The sequence below is a fragment of the Flavobacterium sp. GNP001 genome (genome assembly GCF_054343775.1).
On sequence record NZ_JBTGUX010000001.1, the window covers coordinates 2,615,180 to 2,633,745 of the forward strand.

The window sequence follows — 18,566 nt, forward strand, 5'->3', positions numbered from 1 at the left end:
ATAAATTATTTAACAACGATAGAATTAAAACAAACCTTGTTGAATGTTAGTTTTTAATTTACCTAGATGCTTGTAGGCCTTATCGGTAACTTCTCGACCACGTGGGGTTCTCATAATAAAACCTTCTTGAATTAAAAAAGGTTCATACACTTCTTCAATCGTTTCACTACTTTCAGATACAGCTGTTGCCAAAGTAGTCAAACCAACTGGACCTCCTTTAAATTTATCAATGATAGTTGTTAGGATTTTATTATCCATCTCGTCCAACCCATGCGCATCAACATTAAGAGCTTTAAGCGCATATTTTGCAATTTCAATATCAATAGTGCCGTTGCCCTTAATTTGAGCAAAATCACGTACCCTACGCAACAATGCATTTGCAATACGAGGTGTGCCTCTACTTCTACCAGCAATTTCAATTGCTGCTTCCATCGAAATTGGCATTTGAAAAATAGCTGAACTACGTTCCACAATTGTAGTTAATAATTCAGTAGTGTAATATTGCAAACGTGAAGAAATACCAAAACGAGCACGCATAGGGGCAGTTAATAAACCAGAACGAGTGGTTGCGCCTATAAGTGTAAAAGGATTCAAATTAATTTGTACTGTCCTAGCATTAGGACCCGATTCTATCATGATGTCAATTTTGTAATCTTCCATAGCAGAATACAAGTACTCTTCAACTATAGGACTCAAACGATGAATTTCATCAATAAATAACACATCCCTTTCTTCCAAGTTAGTCAACAATCCTGCAAGATCACCTGGTTTATCTAAAACCGGTCCAGATGTTATTTTAATTCCAACTTGTAATTCGTTAGCTAAAATATTAGCCAAAGTAGTTTTCCCAAGTCCTGGTGGGCCATGAAAAAGTGTATGATCAAGAGCCTCATTACGTTGATTGGCTGCTTGAACAAATATCTTGAGATTTTCAAGTACCTGATCTTGACCAGAAAAATCATCAAAGCTTAAAGGCCTTAACTTCTTTTCAATATCAAGTTCTTCCGTACTAAAACTGCGAGAAGTAGGATCTAAATTTTCATTCATACAACAAAGATAGTAAAGAGAGCACTAAAATGAAACCATAACAACATACAAAGAGAATAATAAATAGGACAATAAAAAAAGCCTCTACTTTCGTAGAGGCTTCAAGATATTTTTAATGGTGTAGAACTTCTTCACCTTCTTTCATAGGAACGTTTTGTGGTACAAAATCTTCCTCATGATTTGGGTTACTGTAGTCATATGGCCAACGGTGAACTTCAGGGATTTCTCCAGGCCAGTTACCATGAATATGTTCTACAGGTGCAGTCCACTCTAAAGTATTTGATTTCCATGGATTCATTACAGATTTCTTACCATAGAAAATACTACTAAAGAAATTATATAAGAAAACCAACTGGAAAGCACCTCCAACAAGTGCAAACATAGTTATCAAAACATTCACATTTTGTAAGTCATCAAACAATGGAAAGTTAGTATTTGTATAATAACGTCTTGGCAAACCAGCTAATCCTATAAAGTGCATCGGGAAGAAAACACCGTAAGCACAAATTGCGGTTACCCAAAAGTGTACATAACCAAGGTTCTTATTCAACATACGACCAAACATCCTTGGAAACCAATGATAAATACCAGCAAACATACCATATAAAGCAGAAATACCCATTACTAAGTGAAAGTGTGCTACTACGAAATATGTATCGTGAACGTTAATATCCAAAGTACTATCTCCTAAAATAATTCCAGTTAAACCTCCAGTGATAAAAGTAGATACCAATCCAATTGAAAACAACATTGCAGGGTTCAATTGTAAGTTACCTTTCCAGAGAGTAGTAATGTAATTAAATGCTTTTACTGCAGATGGAATAGCAATCAATAAAGTGGTAAAGGTAAACACCGATCCAAGGAAAGGATTCATACCTGAAATAAACATATGGTGACCCCAAACAATCGTAGACAAAAATGCAATAGCAAGGATTGACATAATCATCGCTCTGTAACCAAAGATTGGTTTACGTGAGTTTGTAGCAATAACCTCAGATGTGATACCTAACGCAGGCAACAAAATGATATAAACCTCAGGGTGTCCTAAGAACCAGAACAAGTGCTCAAACAATACAGGTGAACCACCTTGATAATGTAGAACTTCACCAGCAATATAAATATCAGACAAGAAGAAAGAAGTACCAAAACTTCTATCAAAAATCAACAATAAAGCTGCAGATAATAAAACTGGAAATGATATAATACCAATAATAGCAGTAACGAAAAACGCCCAAATAGTAAGAGGCATTCTTGTCATTGTCATTCCTTTAGTTCTTAAATTAATTACTGTAACAACATAATTTAATGAACCCATTAAAGAAGAGGCAATAAAGATAGCCATTGAAACCAACCATAAGGTCATACCGGTACCTGACCCAGGAATTGCCTGTGGCAATGCACTTAAAGGAGGGTATATAGTCCAACCGGCCGAAGCAGGTCCAGCCTCTACAAAAAGAGAACCAACCATAATTACACTCGATAAAAAGAACAACCAATAAGATACCATGTTCATAAAACCTGAAGCCATATCTCGAGCACCAAGTTGAAGTGGAATTAACAAGTTACTAAAGGTACCACTCAATGCGGCGGTCAATACAAAGAAAACCATTATGGTTCCATGAATAGTAACTAAAGCTAAATAAATATCATTAGCCATAACTCCATCTGGAGCAAATTTATCGCCTAATAAGACATTAAATATCTTAAAAGATTCTTCTGGCCAAGCCAATTGTAATCTAAAAAGTAATGATAACGAGACACCAATAACTCCCATTATGATACCAGTAATTAAATACTGCTTAGCAATCATTTTATGATCGATACTAAAAATATATTTAGTAATAAAAGTGTCCTTATGGTGGTGTTCGTGTTCGTGATCTAATGCGTGATCGTGACCTTCTGCTGACATATATGTTTACTTTAAATTTTCTTTAATAATTATTTCATTGCAGTAACAGCAACTTCTTTATCTCCTTTAACAGCAGCAGAATCGCTTCCTACAGCAGCATCAGTAGAAGCAGGCTCAGCTAAAGCAGCTTTAACTTCATTAACTACCGTAGCTTTGTCTTTCAACCAAGCTTTGTAGTCTTCAGGAGTATCTACAATAATTTTCATTTGCATGTTATAGTGAGAAGCACCACAAATTTTATTACACAATAACAAATAGTCAAATGTGTAAGGATCTAAAGCAGGCTCCCCTTTAGCAACTAATTCTGCACTCTTTTTAGCGCGTAACGCGTTAATGTTAGCAACTTTCTCAACCATAAAAGGTAATTCTCTATACTGAGCAGTTGTGTAAATTGGTTCAAAAGCAAATTGAGTAACCATACCAGGAACACAGTTCATCTGAGCTCTAAAGTGAGGCATGTAAGCAGAGTGTAATACGTCCTGAGAACGCATTTTAAACAAAATCTTTTTACCAACAGGTATGTGTAATTCTGTAACAACTACGTCATCTTGAGCATAAGGATCACTCAAATCAACACCTACAGCATTTGCACCCTCAATGTATCTCACATTTGCTTTACCTAGAACATTATCAGCACCTGAATACCTAGCCTTCCAATTAAATTGTTGTGCATATAATTCAATAACAACGGTATCTTCATCCTCATCAACAAACATAATGTTTGTCCAAGCATACAAACCGTATAGAATCAAACCTGCCAAAACAACGGCTGGAATGATACTCCAAATTGCTTCTAATTTATTATTATCAGCAAAATACAATGCTTTTTGACCTTGTTTACCTCTATATTTAAAAGCGAAGTAATGCACTAATACTTGTGTAATAGCTTGTACAGTAAAAATAAGAACCCATGTGATGTTCATTAAATTATCAACCTCTGCACCGTGAGCCGAAGCCGGAGTATGCAATACAAGATTACCCCATTTAAATAAACCGTAAATTGTAAAAATATAAATGAAGGCTAAGAAACCAAACATTAAATACCCTTGAATATTATTGTCATTATCTGTTGCGACCTCTGAACTATCACTACTTGAGCCAACTTGCGTCAGATCGAATATTTTAGTCAATTGCCATAAAGCAACAGCTAACAAAACTAAAACTATGATTACCAACAAACTTGTCATCTGTTTATTTCTTTAAATATTAATAATGAAAATGTTTACTTTCTTCTATAAACGGATTTCTTTTTGCCAATAAAGGAGATTTAGCCAAAGCTGAAAAGACAACATATATGAACAATCCTAAAAAGAAAAGAACTGAAGAAATCTCTGAAACCCCAATAAACCATCTATCACCTACTGTACCAGGCATAACCATGTTGAAGAAATCTAAATAGTGACCACTTAAAATCACTATACCAGCCATCACCAAAACCCATGAAATCCTCTTGAAATCCGTATTAATTAAAATCAACAATGGGAATAAGAAATTCATGACCACAGCACCAAAGAAAGGAAGATTATAATCTTCAATTCTAGTAATAAAATACGTTACCTCCTCAGGAATGTTGGCATACCAAATTAACATGAATTGAGAGAACCATAAATAAGTCCAGAAAACACTTAGACCAAACATAAATTTAGCTAAATCATGAATGTGACTCGTATTAACAAATTCTAAATAACCTCTAGACTTAAGATACAAAGTAACTAAAGCAATAGTTGTAACACCACTTACAAAGAAGCTAGCGAATACATACCATCCAAACAATGTACTGAACCAGTGTGGATCTATAGACATTATCCAATCCCAAGACATGATAGACTCAGACACGATAAAAAACACCAAGAACATAGCTGATAATTTAAAGTTCTTTTTGTACATTAAATTATCAGTAGCCTCATCTTGAGCTAAACAATTTTTACGTGAATAATATTGGTAAAGACACCATCCAGAAAGGAAGATAGCTGCACGAACAATCCAAAAAGGAAAGTTTAAATAACCCGATTTGTTTGCTATTAATTTATCATGAGCAACAACCTCTGGATCTAACCAAACAAAAATATGATTAAAATGAAGCCCACACAGTACTAAGATTACAAAAAAGATTGCAGCACCTACCGGCAAATAAGAAGTTATCCCTTGCATTACTCTAAATAATACTGGGGACCAACCAGCCTGCGCTACTTGCTGAATTGCATAGAAAGCCAAAACACCTAGTGAAACAAGCATGAAAAAGATACACGCAACATACAAAGCAGACCAAGGCTTATTTTGAAGTTGGTGTAAAACATGATTTAAATGCTCTTTGTGCTCAGCATCCGCAGAAACTTCATGTGATGGAGCTTTGTGACCTTCTACTTCATATGCCTTTTCTGCAGAAGCTTCATCATGGGTAGCCTCAGCACCATGAGTTGGTTCAGCATGCGTTGAACCGCCATGTTCACCATGAGTTTCAGCGGCGAGCAATTGCTCTACCTGTTGAATATCTTTGGGAGCACTATAAAAACCATATCCAATACCTAAAACTCCAAGAGCCATGAGGATGAACGAAAAGGTTTTTAATTTACTTGAAAATGTATACATATCTATTAAGATGAGTTTGTTCAACAATTATAATTCACTTTTTAGTTTAAGAACATAGTCAGTAACTAACCAACGTTCTTTGGCGCTTAATTGATTGGCATGTGAACCCATTGAATTCAAACCATAAGTTATGACATGAAAAATACTTCCCTCTGTGATAACTCTATCCTTGTAACTAGGAACACCTAAAAACTTTTCTCTCTCTACTAATTTACCTTTTCCATTACCGGCAGAACCATGGCAACTTATGCAGTAAATTTCATAAAGTTCTTTTCCCTTTTCAGCATCTCTGCTTAAAGAATCTAAAGGAGATTTCAAATTAGCCTTAGCTAACTCATAACCTGCAGTAGAATTTTCGTATTCATAAGGTTCAAAACCCCTGTTTACAGTACCTGCAGCAGGAAGTTGTCCTTCCTTACCATCTTTAAATGCATCTGACTCAGCGTAAGTTTCATAACCTACAGACTCGTACATATTTGGAAAATACTGATAATTAGGTGCAGCATTATCTTTGCATGATGCAACTAAAATAGTTAAACCAAATAAAAGTGTTATTTTATGTGCGCTTTTCATATCTCGATTAATGCTTATCAATTACTTTTACTTCTACAGCTCCTGTTCCTTGAAAGAAAGATACTAATTCTTCCTCATTATTATTAACAGCCACCTCCATTAAAAAGTGATCATCTGTAGTTCTTACATCTGGATTTTCAGCTTCTTTAAACGGCCATAACTTACTTCTCATATAAAAAGTAATAACCATTAAGTGAGCGGCAAAAAATACTGTAAGCTCAAACATAATAGGCACGAAAGCTGGCATGTTTTCAATGTAACTAAAACTAGGCTTACCTCCGATATCCTGCGGCCAATCTTGGATCATGATGTAATTCATCATTGCAGTTGCAACCGAAATACCCACACATCCATAAAGAAAGGCACAGATAGCTAATCTTGTTGGTGCAATTCCCATTGCTTTATCCAATCCGTGAACTGGAAAAGGGGTAAAAACCTCTTCAATATGATGATGAGCTGCTCTAGTTTTCTTAACCGCATCCATCAAAATATCATCGTCATTATAAATGGCGTATATTACTTTATTACTCATGGTGTGAATCTTTATTTGCTTCTCTTTCTCTCTTGTAGTTATCTCCAGTTCCTTTCAAAATTGTTTTAACTTCCGCTTGTGCAATTACAGGGAATGTTCTTGAATATAATAAAAACAATACGAAGAAGAAACCAATAGTTCCAATGAAAATTCCAATATCAACAAATGTTGGCGAAAACATAGTCCAAGAAGATGGTAAATAATCTCTGTGCAATGAAGTCACAATGATTACAAAACGCTCAAACCACATACCGATATTTACTACTATAGAAATTACGAATGAAAACATGATACTTGTTCTTAATTTTTTACTCCACATGAATTGAGGAGAAAAAACATTACAAGTCATCATTGCCCAGTAAGCCCAAGCATAAGGACCAGTAGCTCTATTTAAGAAAGCATATTGCTCATACTCTACTCCAGAATACCAAGCTACAAAAAGCTCAGTAATATACGCCACACCAACTATAGAACCTGTAATCATGATTACAATGTTCATTAATTCAATGTGCTGTAAAGTAATGTAGGCTTCTAAGTTGGAAACTTTTCTCATGATGATAAGTAGAGTGTTAACCATCGCAAATCCCGAAAATACTGCTCCAGCTACGAAATAAGGAGGGAAAATGGTAGTATGCCAACCAGGAATCACAGAAGTAGCAAAGTCCATCGATACAATGGTATGCACAGACAATACTAAAGGAGTAGCTAAACCAGCAAGTACTAATGAAACTTCCTCAAAACGTTGCCAGTCTTTAGCTCTACCACTCCATCCAAAACTTAGAATAGAGTAAATTCTTTTGTTAAAAGGTGTTACAGCACGGTCACGTAACATTGCGAAGTCAGGTAATAAACCAGTCCACCAGAAAACTAATGACACTGAAAGATAAGTAGAAATTGCAAATACGTCCCATAGTAACGGTGAGTTAAAGTTAACCCATAAAGAACCGAACTGGTTTGGTATAGGCAAAACCCAGTATGCTAACCATGGACGCCCCATGTGAATGATTGGAAATAAACCTGCTTGAATAACAGAGAAAATTGTCATTGCTTCGGCAGAACGGTTAATAGCCATTCTCCAACGCTGACGGAAAAGTAATAATACTGCAGAAATCAAAGTTCCTGCGTGACCAATACCTACCCACCAAACAAAATTCGTGATATCCCAAGCCCAACCTACGGTTTTATTCAAACCCCAAGTTCCAATACCTGTAGATACGGTGTATACAATACAGCCTAAACCCCAAAGGAAGGCTATTAATGCGATAGAAAATACAATCCACCAATGTTTATTCGCTTTTCCTTCAACAGGAGCTGCTACATCTACAGTTACATCGTGATAAGTTTTATCACCTATAACTAAGGGTTTTCTAATGGTTGCTTCGTAGTGAGACGACATAATCCTTTATATTGATTCTTAATTAATTTTTTTTGTACTAGGTATTTCTAACTTTAACATGATAAATCACATTAGGTTTTGTTCCAACATGCTCCAATAAATGGTACATTCTTTCATCAGAAGCCAATTTAGTAACTGCAGCCTCTTTATCATTAACGTCACCAAAAACCATCGCTCCAGTTGAACAAGCGTTTGAACAAGCAGTTTGGAACTCACCGTCAACGATAGTTCTTCCTTCTCTCTTAGCTTTCAAAATAGTAGCTTGCGTCATTTGGATACACATAGAGCATTTCTCCATAACTCCACGAGAACGAACATTTACATCAGGATTTAATACCATGCGACCTAAATCATCATTCATGTGGTAATCGAACTCTGAATTCTTGTTATACAAGAACCAGTTGAAACGACGTACTTTGTACGGACAGTTGTTTGCACAGTAACGAGTACCAACACATCTATTGTATGCCATGTGGTTTTGACCTTGACGTGAGTGCGAAGTAGCAGCAACCGGACAAACAGTCTCACAAGGAGCATGATTACAGTGCTGACACATAACAGGTTGGAAAGAAACTTGTGGATTATCACCTGCTTTTTCCATTTCATTAAATGTAGAAAGTGAACTAGTTAAACCAGCAATATTTTCTTTTCTTTCAACATCCGCATCGAAAGTAGATTCAGAAGAATAGTATCTATCGATACGTAACCAGTGCATATCACGGCTTCTTCTTACCTCTGCCTTACCAACAACAGGTACATTATTCTCTGCATGACAAGCAATAACACAAGCACCACAACCAGTACAAGCATTTAAATCAATAGACAAATTAAAGTGATGTCCAGTAGAACGATCAAATGAATCCCACAAATCAACTTTAGTAGCTTCAACTTCCATGTGGTCTAAAGATACAACTGGTACCTCATTCCATACATGCGCATCTTTCGTGTTAAAAATTTCTAATGAAGTTTCCTTGATAATATCACCTCTACCCATCAAAGTTTTTTGTCCTTGAACACATGCAAATTCATGTTCACCACCTGCTTTAGTCAAAGTAATGCTTTGCACATTACTGAAACCTTTATATAAAGAATAGGCATTTAAACCTACCATCATTTCTTCTTTCAAAGCCGCTTTACGACCATAACCTAAAGCCAAACCAACAGTACCAACTGCTTGACCTGGTTGAACGATAACTGGAACGTTTTCTAACTTTAAACCATCAGCTGTAGTAATGCTAGCGTAACTACCATTCAAACCACCATTAGCTACAATTTCATTACTCAACTCATATTTTGCAGCATCAGCATTTGAAACTGTTAAGTAGTTATCCCAAGAAACTCTTGTGATAGGATCTGGAAACTCTTGCAACCATGGATTGTTAGCTTGTTGTCCATCTCCTAAACCAGTTTTTGTGTACAACACTAACTCTAAAGAATCTGATTTTTTAGCAGTTGCTAATGCAGAAGCAGCAGCACTATAATCAGCAGAACCGGCAGTAGCTGCAGGAATAGCACCTACAAATACACCATCATGCAAAACTTTATTCCAAGTAGATCCACTAATAATAGATCCTGAATTTCCTTTTATGTAATCATAGAAAGTACCAACAGTCCCATTTAAAGCCATCAATACATCTTGAAATTGCATTGTATCAAATAATGGGCGAATGGTTGGTTGTGTAATACTATAAGTTCCCTTAGTTAAACTAAGATCATTCCAAGATTCTAAATAGTGAGGAGCAGCAGCAGCAACAGTTGCTAACAATGCAGTCTCATCTTCTTTCAAAGAAAAAGTAACTGATGTTTTAACCTTTTTTAAACCTTCTTGAAAAGCAACAGTATCAGCTAGAGTATAAACTGGATTAACACCACTCATAATTAAAGTGTGTATAGCACCAGACTTCATATCAGCAACTAATTGAGCTACTTTTTCATTTGATCCTTTTCTGATTTGACGTACGCCAGAAGTATTAAACGACTCGCTAGCTAAAGCTTTATTAATAGCAAGAACTAACAATTGAGCATTTTTATCTTGAATACCTGAAACCAAAACACCTCTTGATCCAGCAGCTTTCAATTGTTGTGCGGCTTTATTCACTTCTGCCTTGAATTTCTCATCAAGAGAAACCGAAACAGAAGAACCAGTTACAACATTATAAATATGAACCAAAGCTTGTTTTTGATTAGCCACAGACATTGGTACACGCTTATCAGCTGCAGCACCAGAAAGTGTCATATTTGCTTCTAGTTGAAAATGACGAGACATTTTACCTGCTTTAGGAATTCTTCCTTGAGCATAACCTGCACCGTATCCACCACCTTGCCAGTCTCCAAGGAAATCAGCTCCAACAGAAACGATTAAAGAAGCTTTTGAAAAATCATAATCCACCAAAGCTCTTTCCCCATAAACCATTTCAAAAGCATCCAATGCTGGAGACTCCGAAACAGCATCATAAACAACGTGCTTAGCATTTGGATTTTTAGCAATAAACTCACCTATCAATTTTTCAGTAGATGGACTTGCTAATGTATTTGTTAACAATACTACTTGACCACCTTTTGCAGATGCATCAGCAATACTCGTTTTTAATTTAGTTTGAACTGCAGACCAAGATGCATTTTTACCTTCAATCTTTGGTTGCTTTAAACGCATACTATCATAAAGTGAAAGAATAGATGCATGCACTCTTGCATTTGCACTAAACTTTGCACCAGCGATCGTATTATTGTCAATTTTAATTGGACGACCTTCGCGAGTTTTAACCAACAAGTTAGCAAAATCGAAACCATCAAAAACTGTAGTAGCATAATAGTCAGCTACACCAGGAATGATTTGTTCTGGTTGAAGAACGTAAGGAATCGACTTGTTTACTGGTCCTTCACAAGCCGCAAGCGTAGCCGCCGCAGTACTAAAACCAACGTACTTTAAAAAATCACGACGTGAAGTTGAAGAAGATGACAAAGCATCACCGTTACCTAAAAATTCATCAGTAGGAATTGGCTCAACAAATTCGTTATTTCTAAGCGCCTCAACAATAGAACTATTTTCGTCTAGTTCTTCAACACTTTTCCAGTATTTTTTGTTTGATGACATATATAAATATTAAAAACTTAATAATTCAATTAATAGTGGCATTTTCCACACTCTAAACCTCCCATTTGTGCTGCAGTCAATTTGTCAACACCGTACTTTTTAGAAAGTTCATCGTGTATTTTAGTATAATACTCGTTACCTTCCATTTTAACTTCGGTTTTTCTGTGACAATCAATACACCATCCCATTGTTAATGGAGCAAATTGTTTCTGAATTTCATATTCTTGAACTGGACCGTGACATGTTTGACATTCAATACCACCTACAGTTACGTGTTGAGAGTGATTGAAATAGACAAAATCAGGTAAGTTATGAATTCGAACCCATTTAACTGGTTCCGTTTTTCCTGTATATGTTTGCGTAGCCTGATCCCAACCCACAGCCTTGTACAGCTTTTGGATTTGTTCATCATAGAAAGCTTTACTGTATTCTGGAGTAGCAGTAGTTTCCGCAACTTCAGCAATGTTCTTATGACAATTCATACACACATTTAAAGAAGGAATACCACCGTTCTTACTTACTCTAGCAGCAGAGTGACAGTATTTACAGTTGATTTCATTATCACCTGCGTGGATTCTATGCGAATAGTGAATTGGCTGAATAGGAGCGTAATCTTGATCCACACCAACTTGCATTAAAAATCCATAAACGAAGTAAGCACTTGACAAGAGTAAGAAAACAACAGTAACTAAAATCAAAAATTGATTTTTTGCAAAAGCTTTCCAAATTGGCGTAGTTGGCTCTTTTGGAGCAACTTCAATACCGTTTGCTTTGGCTACTTTAGTTAGTACTCTATTAACCAAGAACAACATCACAACAAGTATAGCCAACACTAATGCCAATGCACCAAGTATCAAAGTATTTGATAAGCCACTATCAGCGACCGGACCACCCGGAACAGCTGTACCTCCGCCAGTCGGAGCAGGAGCAGCAGCTTCAGCTTTAGGCTCTGAAGTATAAGCAATAATGTTATCAATATCAGCATTTGACAATTGTGGAAAAGCAGACATCACCGCCTTGTTGTTTTCATTGAAAACTTTTACAGCTTCAGCATCTCCAGATTTTATCAATTCTGAACTATTCTTAATCCATTTGTACAACCATGGCATATCATGCTTGTTCGCAATTCCGCGTAATGCAGGACCAGTTGCTTTGGCATCCAATTTATGACATGCCGCACAATTTGCATTGAACAATTCCTTACCTTTTACAGCATCTCCACCAGAGGGAGCGGCAGCAACATCAGTAGTAGCCGCAGCTGCATCAGCCGCAGGAGCTTCTTGAGCAAATGAAGTTAAAGAGAAAATCAAAGACAAGGACAAGCCTAAGACTAATTTTCTTGAGATCGAATTATGGTTACCCACCTTTTTCATATTGTATAATGATTATCTAGTAAAATTGGCACAGTTTTTTATAATAACTTTATGAAAAACCACTCCTTTATTTTAAAACTTCGACAAAAATACGACTTAAGAACTATTCTCAAAACCCTAAAATCGCCTTATTTCCAATTTATATTTATTCTAAATAATGTTTTATATGTGGTTTTTATCATTAAATATTAATTTTGCCTAAAAACAAACAAGTTATGAAAATTTCAGCGTTCAAAAAGGGATTTTATTTAATCCTAACCTACTTTCTAACAACACATTTCGCAGCCGCACAAGCAGAAGGTATTAGCATTAAGCAAGACTCAAGATTTGAACAAATTTTAAACGAAAAAAGAAAAACTGGTTCAAACAATGCAATTAGCGACCGCTATAAAATTCAAATTTTTAGTGGTGAAAGCGATAAAGCAAAAACCAATTTAGCTACTTTCCGACAAGAATATCCCGGAATCGATGGTACAATTGTGTTTTTCACTCCCAATTACAAGGTATGGGTAGGAAATTTTAAAACCAGAATAGAGGCAGAACAACTGTTACTTGAGATAAAAAAAAGGTATCCTATGGTTCATTTGATTAAACCAAGCAGATAATTTATGAATCAACAAATTGAAAAAGACAACCCAAATAGGGTTGTTTTTTTTTAGCTAAAACTAACCTAAAAAAGTACCCGAAAATTAAATTACAACTACCAATTAAAAGCAAAGTGGGAGCCATTAATTATAGGCAAGCCAACTAGAAAACCAACGTCTATGTTACTAAATAGCCAAACTACTTTTACTTGCAGTAACAACACAAACACAATTCTAAACTTGCCCCTACAAACTAACTATTTTTTAGTAAGATTGACAAAAAGAAATAAAGATCCTAAAATACAATTCCGTTGAAATTTAGACATAAAAAAATCCCGACGAATCGGGATTTTTAAAATATAACTTAAAAAATATTATTTCAATTTCTTTTTTACAGCAACTTCGTGGTACGATTCAATAATATCTCTTTCTTCGATATCATTGTATCCTTTAATTTGAATACCACAATCGTAACCTTTTGCTACTTCTCTTACATCGTCTTTGAAACGTTTTAAAGCAATTAGCTCACCGCTATGTACCACAACACCGTCTCTAATAACACGCATTTTGGCATTTTTGACGATTTTACCATCCATAACCATACTTCCTGCAATAGAACCAACTTTAGAGATTTTGAAAATTTCTCTAATTTCCGCAGTACCTAAAATTTCTTCTTTCATTTCAGGAGCTAACATTCCTTCCATTGCATCTTTAAGATCATCAATAGCAGCATAAATGATAGAGTAGTAACGGATATCGATTTCTTCCTTATCAGCTAACTGTCTCGCATTTCCAGCAGGACGAACATTAAATCCGATAATAATCGCATCAGAAGCTGAAGCTAACATAACGTCAGTCTCTGTAATAGCTCCCACTCCTTTGTGGATGATATTGATTTGGATTTCCTCAGTTGATAATTTAGAGAACGAATCAGAAAGCGCCTCAACAGAACCATCCACGTCACCTTTAAGAATAATATTCAATTCTTTAAACTGACCTAAAGCAATACGACGTCCGATTTCATCCAATGTAATATGACGTTGTGTACGAACTGACTGTTCACGCATTAATTGAGAACGTTTGGCAGCAATTTGTTTTGCTTCTTTTTCATCTTCAAAAATGTTGAATTTATCACCAGCAGTTGCCGCACCATCCAAACCAAGTACAGATACTGGAGTTGAAGGACCTGCAACAGTAACCACATTTCCGCGTTCATCATGCATGGCTTTAATTTTACCATGATGCTTACCAGCTAACATATAATCACCAATTTTTAAAGTTCCGTTTTGAACTAAAATTGTAGAAACATATCCTTTACCCTTGTCAAGGAAAGCCTCAACAACAGTTCCAGAAGATGTTTTATTTGGATTTGCTTTAAGATCTAAAATCTCAGCTTCAAGTAACACTTTTTCCAATAATTCTTTTACACCAGTACCAACTTTAGCAGAAATATCGTGTGATTGAATTTTTCCACCCCAATCTTCTACAAGTAAATTCATACCTGCTAATCTTTCTTTTACTTTTTCCGGATTAGCATTTGGCTTATCAATTTTGTTGATTGCAAATATAATTGGCACACCAGCTGCTTGCGCATGGCTAATAGCCTCTTTAGTTTGCGGCATAATATCATCATCAGCAGCTATTACAATAATAGCAATATCAGTAACCTGAGCACCACGTGCACGCATTGCTGTAAACGCTTCGTGACCAGGTGTATCTAAAAATGCAATTTTTTGACCGTTATCTAAAGTTACTCCGTAGGCACCAATATGTTGCGTAATACCTCCAGACTCACCTGCGATTACGTTTTCTTTACGAATGTAATCTAGTAAAGATGTCTTACCGTGATCGACGTGACCCATTACCGTTACAATTGGAGCTCTGAAAACTAAATCTTCTTCTCTGTCTTCAACAACCTGAATTGCTTCTTCGATGTCAACAGTGATAAACTCTACTTCGTAACCAAACTCATCAGCTACAATAGTTAAAGTTTCAGCATCTAATCTTTGGTTCATGGTTACCATGATTCCAAGTGACATACACGTACCAATAACTTTAGTAATTGGCACATCCATCATGATTGCAATTTCACCTACAGTAACAAACTCAGTTACCTTGATTGTTTTGCTTCCTTCGTCTAATGCTCTTTGCTCATCATCCGATTTTTGACGGTGCGTATCTCTTTTATCTCTTCTATATTTAGCTGCTTTAGATTTACCACCTTTACCTTGTAGTTTTTCTAAAGTCTCTCTAATTTGATTTTTAACTTCCTCTTCTGTTGGCTCTACTTTAGCCACAATAGCAGGTCTGTTTCCTTTTACGAAACCAGGTCTAGCACTACGGTTTGCGTTAAAACCACCTCCACTAGTATTAGGCGTAATTTTGTTTGGATTTGGAGCACCCGGAACAGCAGGAGGCCTTGGCGCACCTGGCTTAGGAGCTATCCTTTTACGTTTATTTTTATTGGCATTAGCTGCCGCAGAACCGGGAGCACCTGGTTTATTTGGTGTGATCTTTGGCTCTTCTTTTTTCTTTTTAGGCTTATTGAACTGCGACAAATCAATTACTTGACCTGTAAGCGTAGTTCCTGACAACTTTTGATATTGGGTAGTGATAGTTTCCTCTACCGGAGCCTCGTCTGCTTTCGCAACCACTGGCTTAACTTCCGATTTTGACTCAACAGGAACCTCTACTTTCACTTCTTTAATACCCGCAATCGGTTTTACCTCTTTTTTGTCTGAAGTAGGTTTTTCATCCAAAGTTTTTTCTGCAGCAACCTTTTCAGCTGGAACTTCTTTTGGAGTTACCGGCTCTGATGTTTTTGCAGCAGCAGGAACAGTGTTCTCTACAGTTTTTGCAGGGGGAACGATGGTCGCTTTTTTCGGATTCAAATCAATTTTACCAACTTGAACAGGACCAGATAAAACTGCTCTTGCTTTGATTACCTCTTGTTGTTTTGCTCGCTCTTCATCCAATTTACGTTTGTCTTCGATTTCTTTTTCTCGTTCTAAACGTAAAGCTTCTTTCTCTTTTCTTTTTTCTTCACCTACCTCTTTCGAAGCTTCTTTATTCCCTTTGTCACCCGCAAATTGACCGCACAAGACATCGTATGTTTCTCCAGAAATTTTTGCGTTTGGATTTGCTTCCATAGCAATTCCCTTATCTTTTAGATAATCCACAGCTCTTTCTAAAGAAATATTCAATTCCCTTAAAACTTTGTTTATTCTAATAATTCTCTCTTCAGACATAAAACCTTTTTATATTTACCTTTTTTGTTATTCCTCACTTTACTATCACTTCGATACCTATCGCTGCGATATTGTTTTGTAAAGTGGCATGTTTATCGTTGAAGAACTAATGACTAACTGTCAAATTCCTCTTTCAATATTCTAATTACATCTAGAATTGTTTCCTCTTCTAGGTCAGTTCTACGCACTAAATCATCTACATCTTGACTTAAGATACTTTTTGCAGTATCTAAACCAATTTTTGCAAACTCTTCAATAACCCAATCCTCAATTTCATCTGAAAACTCTGTTAATTCAACATCATCTTCATCAGCTGTAGCACCAGCCACATCTCCTTCGCGAATTACATCTAGCTCATAACCAGTTAATAATCCCGCTAATTTAATATTGTGACCACCACGACCAATGGCTTTTGAAACTTCTTCTAATTTCAAGAAAACTTCAGCTCTTTTTGTTTCTTCATTAATTTTAATTGAAGATACTTTTGCTGGACTTAAAGCTCTTGTAATAAATAATTGCAAGTTGGTTGTGTAATTGATTACATCAATATTCTCATTACCTAACTCTCTTACAATCCCGTGAATACGTGATCCTTTCATTCCCACACAAGCACCTACTGGATCAATACGATCATCGTATGAATCAACAGCTACTTTTGCTTTTTCACCAGGAATACGCACCACTTTTTTAACCATGATTAAACCGTCAAAAACTTCCGGAATTTCTTGTTCAAATAATTTTTCTAAAAACTTCTCAGAAGTTCTAGACATAATAATTTGCGGCTTGTTCCCTTTTAATTCAACGCTTTCAATAATTCCTCTTACATTATCTCCTTTGCGGAAAAAGTCAGATGGGATTTGTTTTTCTTTTGGTAATACAATCTCATTTCCTTCATCATCAACCAAGATAACTACTCTAGGACGCACATGGTGCACTTCAGCAGTGTAGATATCGCCAATTAAATCTTTGAATTGCTTGTATAAATTCGTGCTATCGTGTTCGTGTATTTTCGAAATTAAATTCTGACGCAATGCTAAAATAGCTCTACGACCTAAATCAATTAATTTCACCTCTTCCGAAACCTCTTCGCCGATTTCAAAATCTGGCTCAATTTTTCTAGCTTCTGTTAAAGTAATTTCTAAGTGATCGAAATCTAAATCTTCATCCGCAACGATTACTCTTCTTTGCCATATCTCCATATCTCCTTTATCAGGATTAATAATGATATCGAAATTATCATCTGAACCGTATTTTTTCTTTAATGCATTTCTAAATACATCTTCCAAAATTGCCATAAGCGTTACACGATCAATAAGTTTATCATCTTTAAACTCTGAGAATGAATCGATTAATGCTAAATTTTCCATGCGAATTCTTTAATTAAAATGTTACTGTAACAATTGCTTCTTTTATGTCTGCGTAAGAAAGTTGTAATTCTTTCTGAACTGTTTCTTTTCCCTTCCCTATTTTTTTTGGTTCTCTTGCTTTCCAGGACAAAATTACAAAATCATCATTAGCATCTACTAATTCTGCTTCAATTATTTCTGTACCAGTCTTTACGATTAATGTACGACCAATATTTTTTTTATATTGACGTACCATTTTCAAAGCAGATCCTACTCCAACCGAGGCTACTTCTAAAGAATAATCTTGCTCCTCACGATCTAAATGATTATCGATATAACGACTCACATCAATACAATCCTGCAATACAACGCCTTGGTCGCCATCAAGCGAGACAATTACTTTGTAGGCATCGGTGATCACAAGATCTATTAAAAACAAAGCAGGCTTCTCTGCCAAGGCTTCGTTTAATACGGAATTTACTTTTTCTTTAAATGTCATATTTTTATAAAAAGAGGGGACATTTAGTCCCCTCATTATCTAGATTTTAATAAATAACGGTGCAAAGATAGTCTTTTTTTTGTAATTTGAAATAACAGAGCGCCTTAAAAGAGCGCTTATTGCTTATATTTCATAAAATTACATCTTAATTGGAGCTGAATATCTAAAAATATTATTTTACTACTCAAACAAAATTATTCTAAAACAAAAAAACCTCCCAAAAATTGAGAGGTTTTATTTGTTGGTCTACTAGGACTCGAACCTAGAAAGACTGCACCAAAAACAGTTGTGTTACCATTACACCATAGACCAAATTTGATTACTAAGTCGCTATTGTTCCTTAGCGAGTGCAAATTTAGACTATTTTTTAGTTTGC

13 protein-coding genes and 1 tRNA gene are annotated in these 18,566 nt (G+C 35.8%); 1 reads left to right on the forward strand and 13 read right to left on the reverse strand.

The genetic code is table 11. The features are described 5' to 3' along the window. Positions 1–24: 24 nt before the first annotated feature. From ruvB to ACXX8U_RS11210, 9 genes are all read right to left on the reverse strand, one after another. Positions 25–1,047, reverse strand: a complete 1,023-nt coding sequence (gene ruvB / locus ACXX8U_RS11170) for a Holliday junction branch migration DNA helicase RuvB (RefSeq protein ID WP_166133055.1) — start codon at positions 1,045–1,047, stop codon at positions 25–27. A gap of 112 nt (positions 1,048–1,159) precedes the next feature. Beyond that, positions 1,160–2,956, reverse strand: a complete 1,797-nt coding sequence (locus ACXX8U_RS11175; RefSeq protein WP_306263939.1) for a cytochrome c oxidase subunit I — start codon at positions 2,954–2,956, stop codon at positions 1,160–1,162. 29 nt (positions 2,957–2,985) lie between these two features. Continuing rightward, positions 2,986–4,143, reverse strand: coding sequence for a cytochrome c oxidase subunit II (locus ACXX8U_RS11180; RefSeq protein WP_210787899.1), 1,158 nt, complete (start codon positions 4,141–4,143; stop codon positions 2,986–2,988). A 19-nt stretch (positions 4,144–4,162) separates the two neighbouring features. Then, positions 4,163–5,545 (reverse strand): quinol:cytochrome C oxidoreductase, encoded by a 1,383-nt coding sequence (locus tag ACXX8U_RS11185; RefSeq protein ID WP_458565916.1) that lies wholly within the window; start codon positions 5,543–5,545, stop codon positions 4,163–4,165. A 27-nt stretch (positions 5,546–5,572) separates the two neighbouring features. Further along, complete coding sequence (locus ACXX8U_RS11190; protein WP_210787901.1) at positions 5,573–6,118, reverse strand: c-type cytochrome; 546 nt, start codon at positions 6,116–6,118, stop codon at positions 5,573–5,575. A gap of 7 nt (positions 6,119–6,125) precedes the next feature. Then, positions 6,126–6,650: a DUF3341 domain-containing protein gene (locus ACXX8U_RS11195; RefSeq protein WP_306263946.1), complete on the reverse strand. Its 525-nt coding sequence runs from the start codon at positions 6,648–6,650 to the stop codon at positions 6,126–6,128. Further along, entirely contained in the window at positions 6,643–8,046 is a 1,404-nt protein-coding gene (gene nrfD, locus ACXX8U_RS11200; protein ID WP_458565917.1) for an NrfD/PsrC family molybdoenzyme membrane anchor subunit, read from the reverse strand. Before nrfD ends, ACXX8U_RS11195 begins: the two co-directional genes overlap by 8 nt. Before the next feature lie 37 nt (positions 8,047–8,083). Further along, positions 8,084–11,140 (reverse strand): TAT-variant-translocated molybdopterin oxidoreductase, encoded by a 3,057-nt coding sequence (locus ACXX8U_RS11205; RefSeq protein ID WP_458565918.1) that lies wholly within the window; start codon positions 11,138–11,140, stop codon positions 8,084–8,086. Positions 11,141–11,169: 29 nt separating this feature from the next. Beyond that, entirely contained in the window at positions 11,170–12,513 is a 1,344-nt protein-coding gene (locus ACXX8U_RS11210; RefSeq protein ID WP_458565919.1) for a c-type cytochrome, read from the reverse strand. 215 nt (positions 12,514–12,728) lie between these two features. Between ACXX8U_RS11210 and ACXX8U_RS11215 the strand changes: the two genes are divergently transcribed. After that, on the forward strand, positions 12,729–13,118 hold the full coding sequence (locus ACXX8U_RS11215; protein ID WP_458565920.1) for an SPOR domain-containing protein: 390 nt from the start codon (positions 12,729–12,731) through the stop codon (positions 13,116–13,118). 353 nt (positions 13,119–13,471) lie between these two features. Here the strand turns inward: ACXX8U_RS11215 and infB are convergent, their stop codons facing one another. From infB to ACXX8U_RS11235, 4 genes are all read right to left on the reverse strand, one after another. Continuing rightward, positions 13,472–16,345, reverse strand: a complete 2,874-nt coding sequence (infB, locus tag ACXX8U_RS11220; protein WP_458565921.1) for a translation initiation factor IF-2 — start codon at positions 16,343–16,345, stop codon at positions 13,472–13,474. A gap of 113 nt (positions 16,346–16,458) precedes the next feature. Further along, positions 16,459–17,712: a transcription termination factor NusA gene (gene nusA / locus ACXX8U_RS11225; protein WP_210787906.1), complete on the reverse strand. Its 1,254-nt coding sequence runs from the start codon at positions 17,710–17,712 to the stop codon at positions 16,459–16,461. A gap of 13 nt (positions 17,713–17,725) precedes the next feature. Then, the gene (rimP, locus tag ACXX8U_RS11230; protein ID WP_187038231.1) at positions 17,726–18,190 is read right to left on the reverse strand and encodes a ribosome assembly cofactor RimP; all 465 of its coding nucleotides are present in this window, start codon (positions 18,188–18,190) and stop codon (positions 17,726–17,728) included. A 241-nt stretch (positions 18,191–18,431) separates the two neighbouring features. Continuing rightward, positions 18,432–18,502: transfer RNA gene (locus tag ACXX8U_RS11235), tRNA-Gln, on the reverse strand. Between the last annotated feature and the right edge of the window lie 64 nt (positions 18,503–18,566).

What these genes read in the sequence shown, in the direction of transcription:
- ruvB (WP_166133055.1), bottom strand. Translation starts at nt 1,047, where the DNA reads ATGAATGAAAATTTAGATCCTACTTCTCGCAGTTTTAGTACGGAAGAA.
- ACXX8U_RS11175 (WP_306263939.1), bottom strand. Translation starts at nt 2,956, where the DNA reads ATGTCAGCAGAAGGTCACGATCACGCATTAGATCACGAACACGAACAC.
- ACXX8U_RS11180 (WP_210787899.1), bottom strand. Translation starts at nt 4,143, where the DNA reads ATGACAAGTTTGTTGGTAATCATAGTTTTAGTTTTGTTAGCTGTTGCT.
- ACXX8U_RS11185 (WP_458565916.1), bottom strand. Translation starts at nt 5,545, where the DNA reads ATGTATACATTTTCAAGTAAATTAAAAACCTTTTCGTTCATCCTCATG.
- ACXX8U_RS11190 (WP_210787901.1), bottom strand. Translation starts at nt 6,118, where the DNA reads ATGAAAAGCGCACATAAAATAACACTTTTATTTGGTTTAACTATTTTA.
- ACXX8U_RS11195 (WP_306263946.1), bottom strand. Translation starts at nt 6,650, where the DNA reads ATGAGTAATAAAGTAATATACGCCATTTATAATGACGATGATATTTTG.
- nrfD (WP_458565917.1), bottom strand. Translation starts at nt 8,046, where the DNA reads ATGTCGTCTCACTACGAAGCAACCATTAGAAAACCCTTAGTTATAGGT.
- ACXX8U_RS11205 (WP_458565918.1), bottom strand. Translation starts at nt 11,140, where the DNA reads ATGTCATCAAACAAAAAATACTGGAAAAGTGTTGAAGAACTAGACGAA.
- ACXX8U_RS11210 (WP_458565919.1), bottom strand. Translation starts at nt 12,513, where the DNA reads ATGAAAAAGGTGGGTAACCATAATTCGATCTCAAGAAAATTAGTCTTA.
- ACXX8U_RS11215 (WP_458565920.1), top strand. Translation starts at nt 12,729, where the DNA reads ATGAAAATTTCAGCGTTCAAAAAGGGATTTTATTTAATCCTAACCTAC.
- infB (WP_458565921.1), bottom strand. Translation starts at nt 16,345, where the DNA reads ATGTCTGAAGAGAGAATTATTAGAATAAACAAAGTTTTAAGGGAATTG.
- nusA (WP_210787906.1), bottom strand. Translation starts at nt 17,712, where the DNA reads ATGGAAAATTTAGCATTAATCGATTCATTCTCAGAGTTTAAAGATGAT.
- rimP (WP_187038231.1), bottom strand. Translation starts at nt 18,190, where the DNA reads ATGACATTTAAAGAAAAAGTAAATTCCGTATTAAACGAAGCCTTGGCA.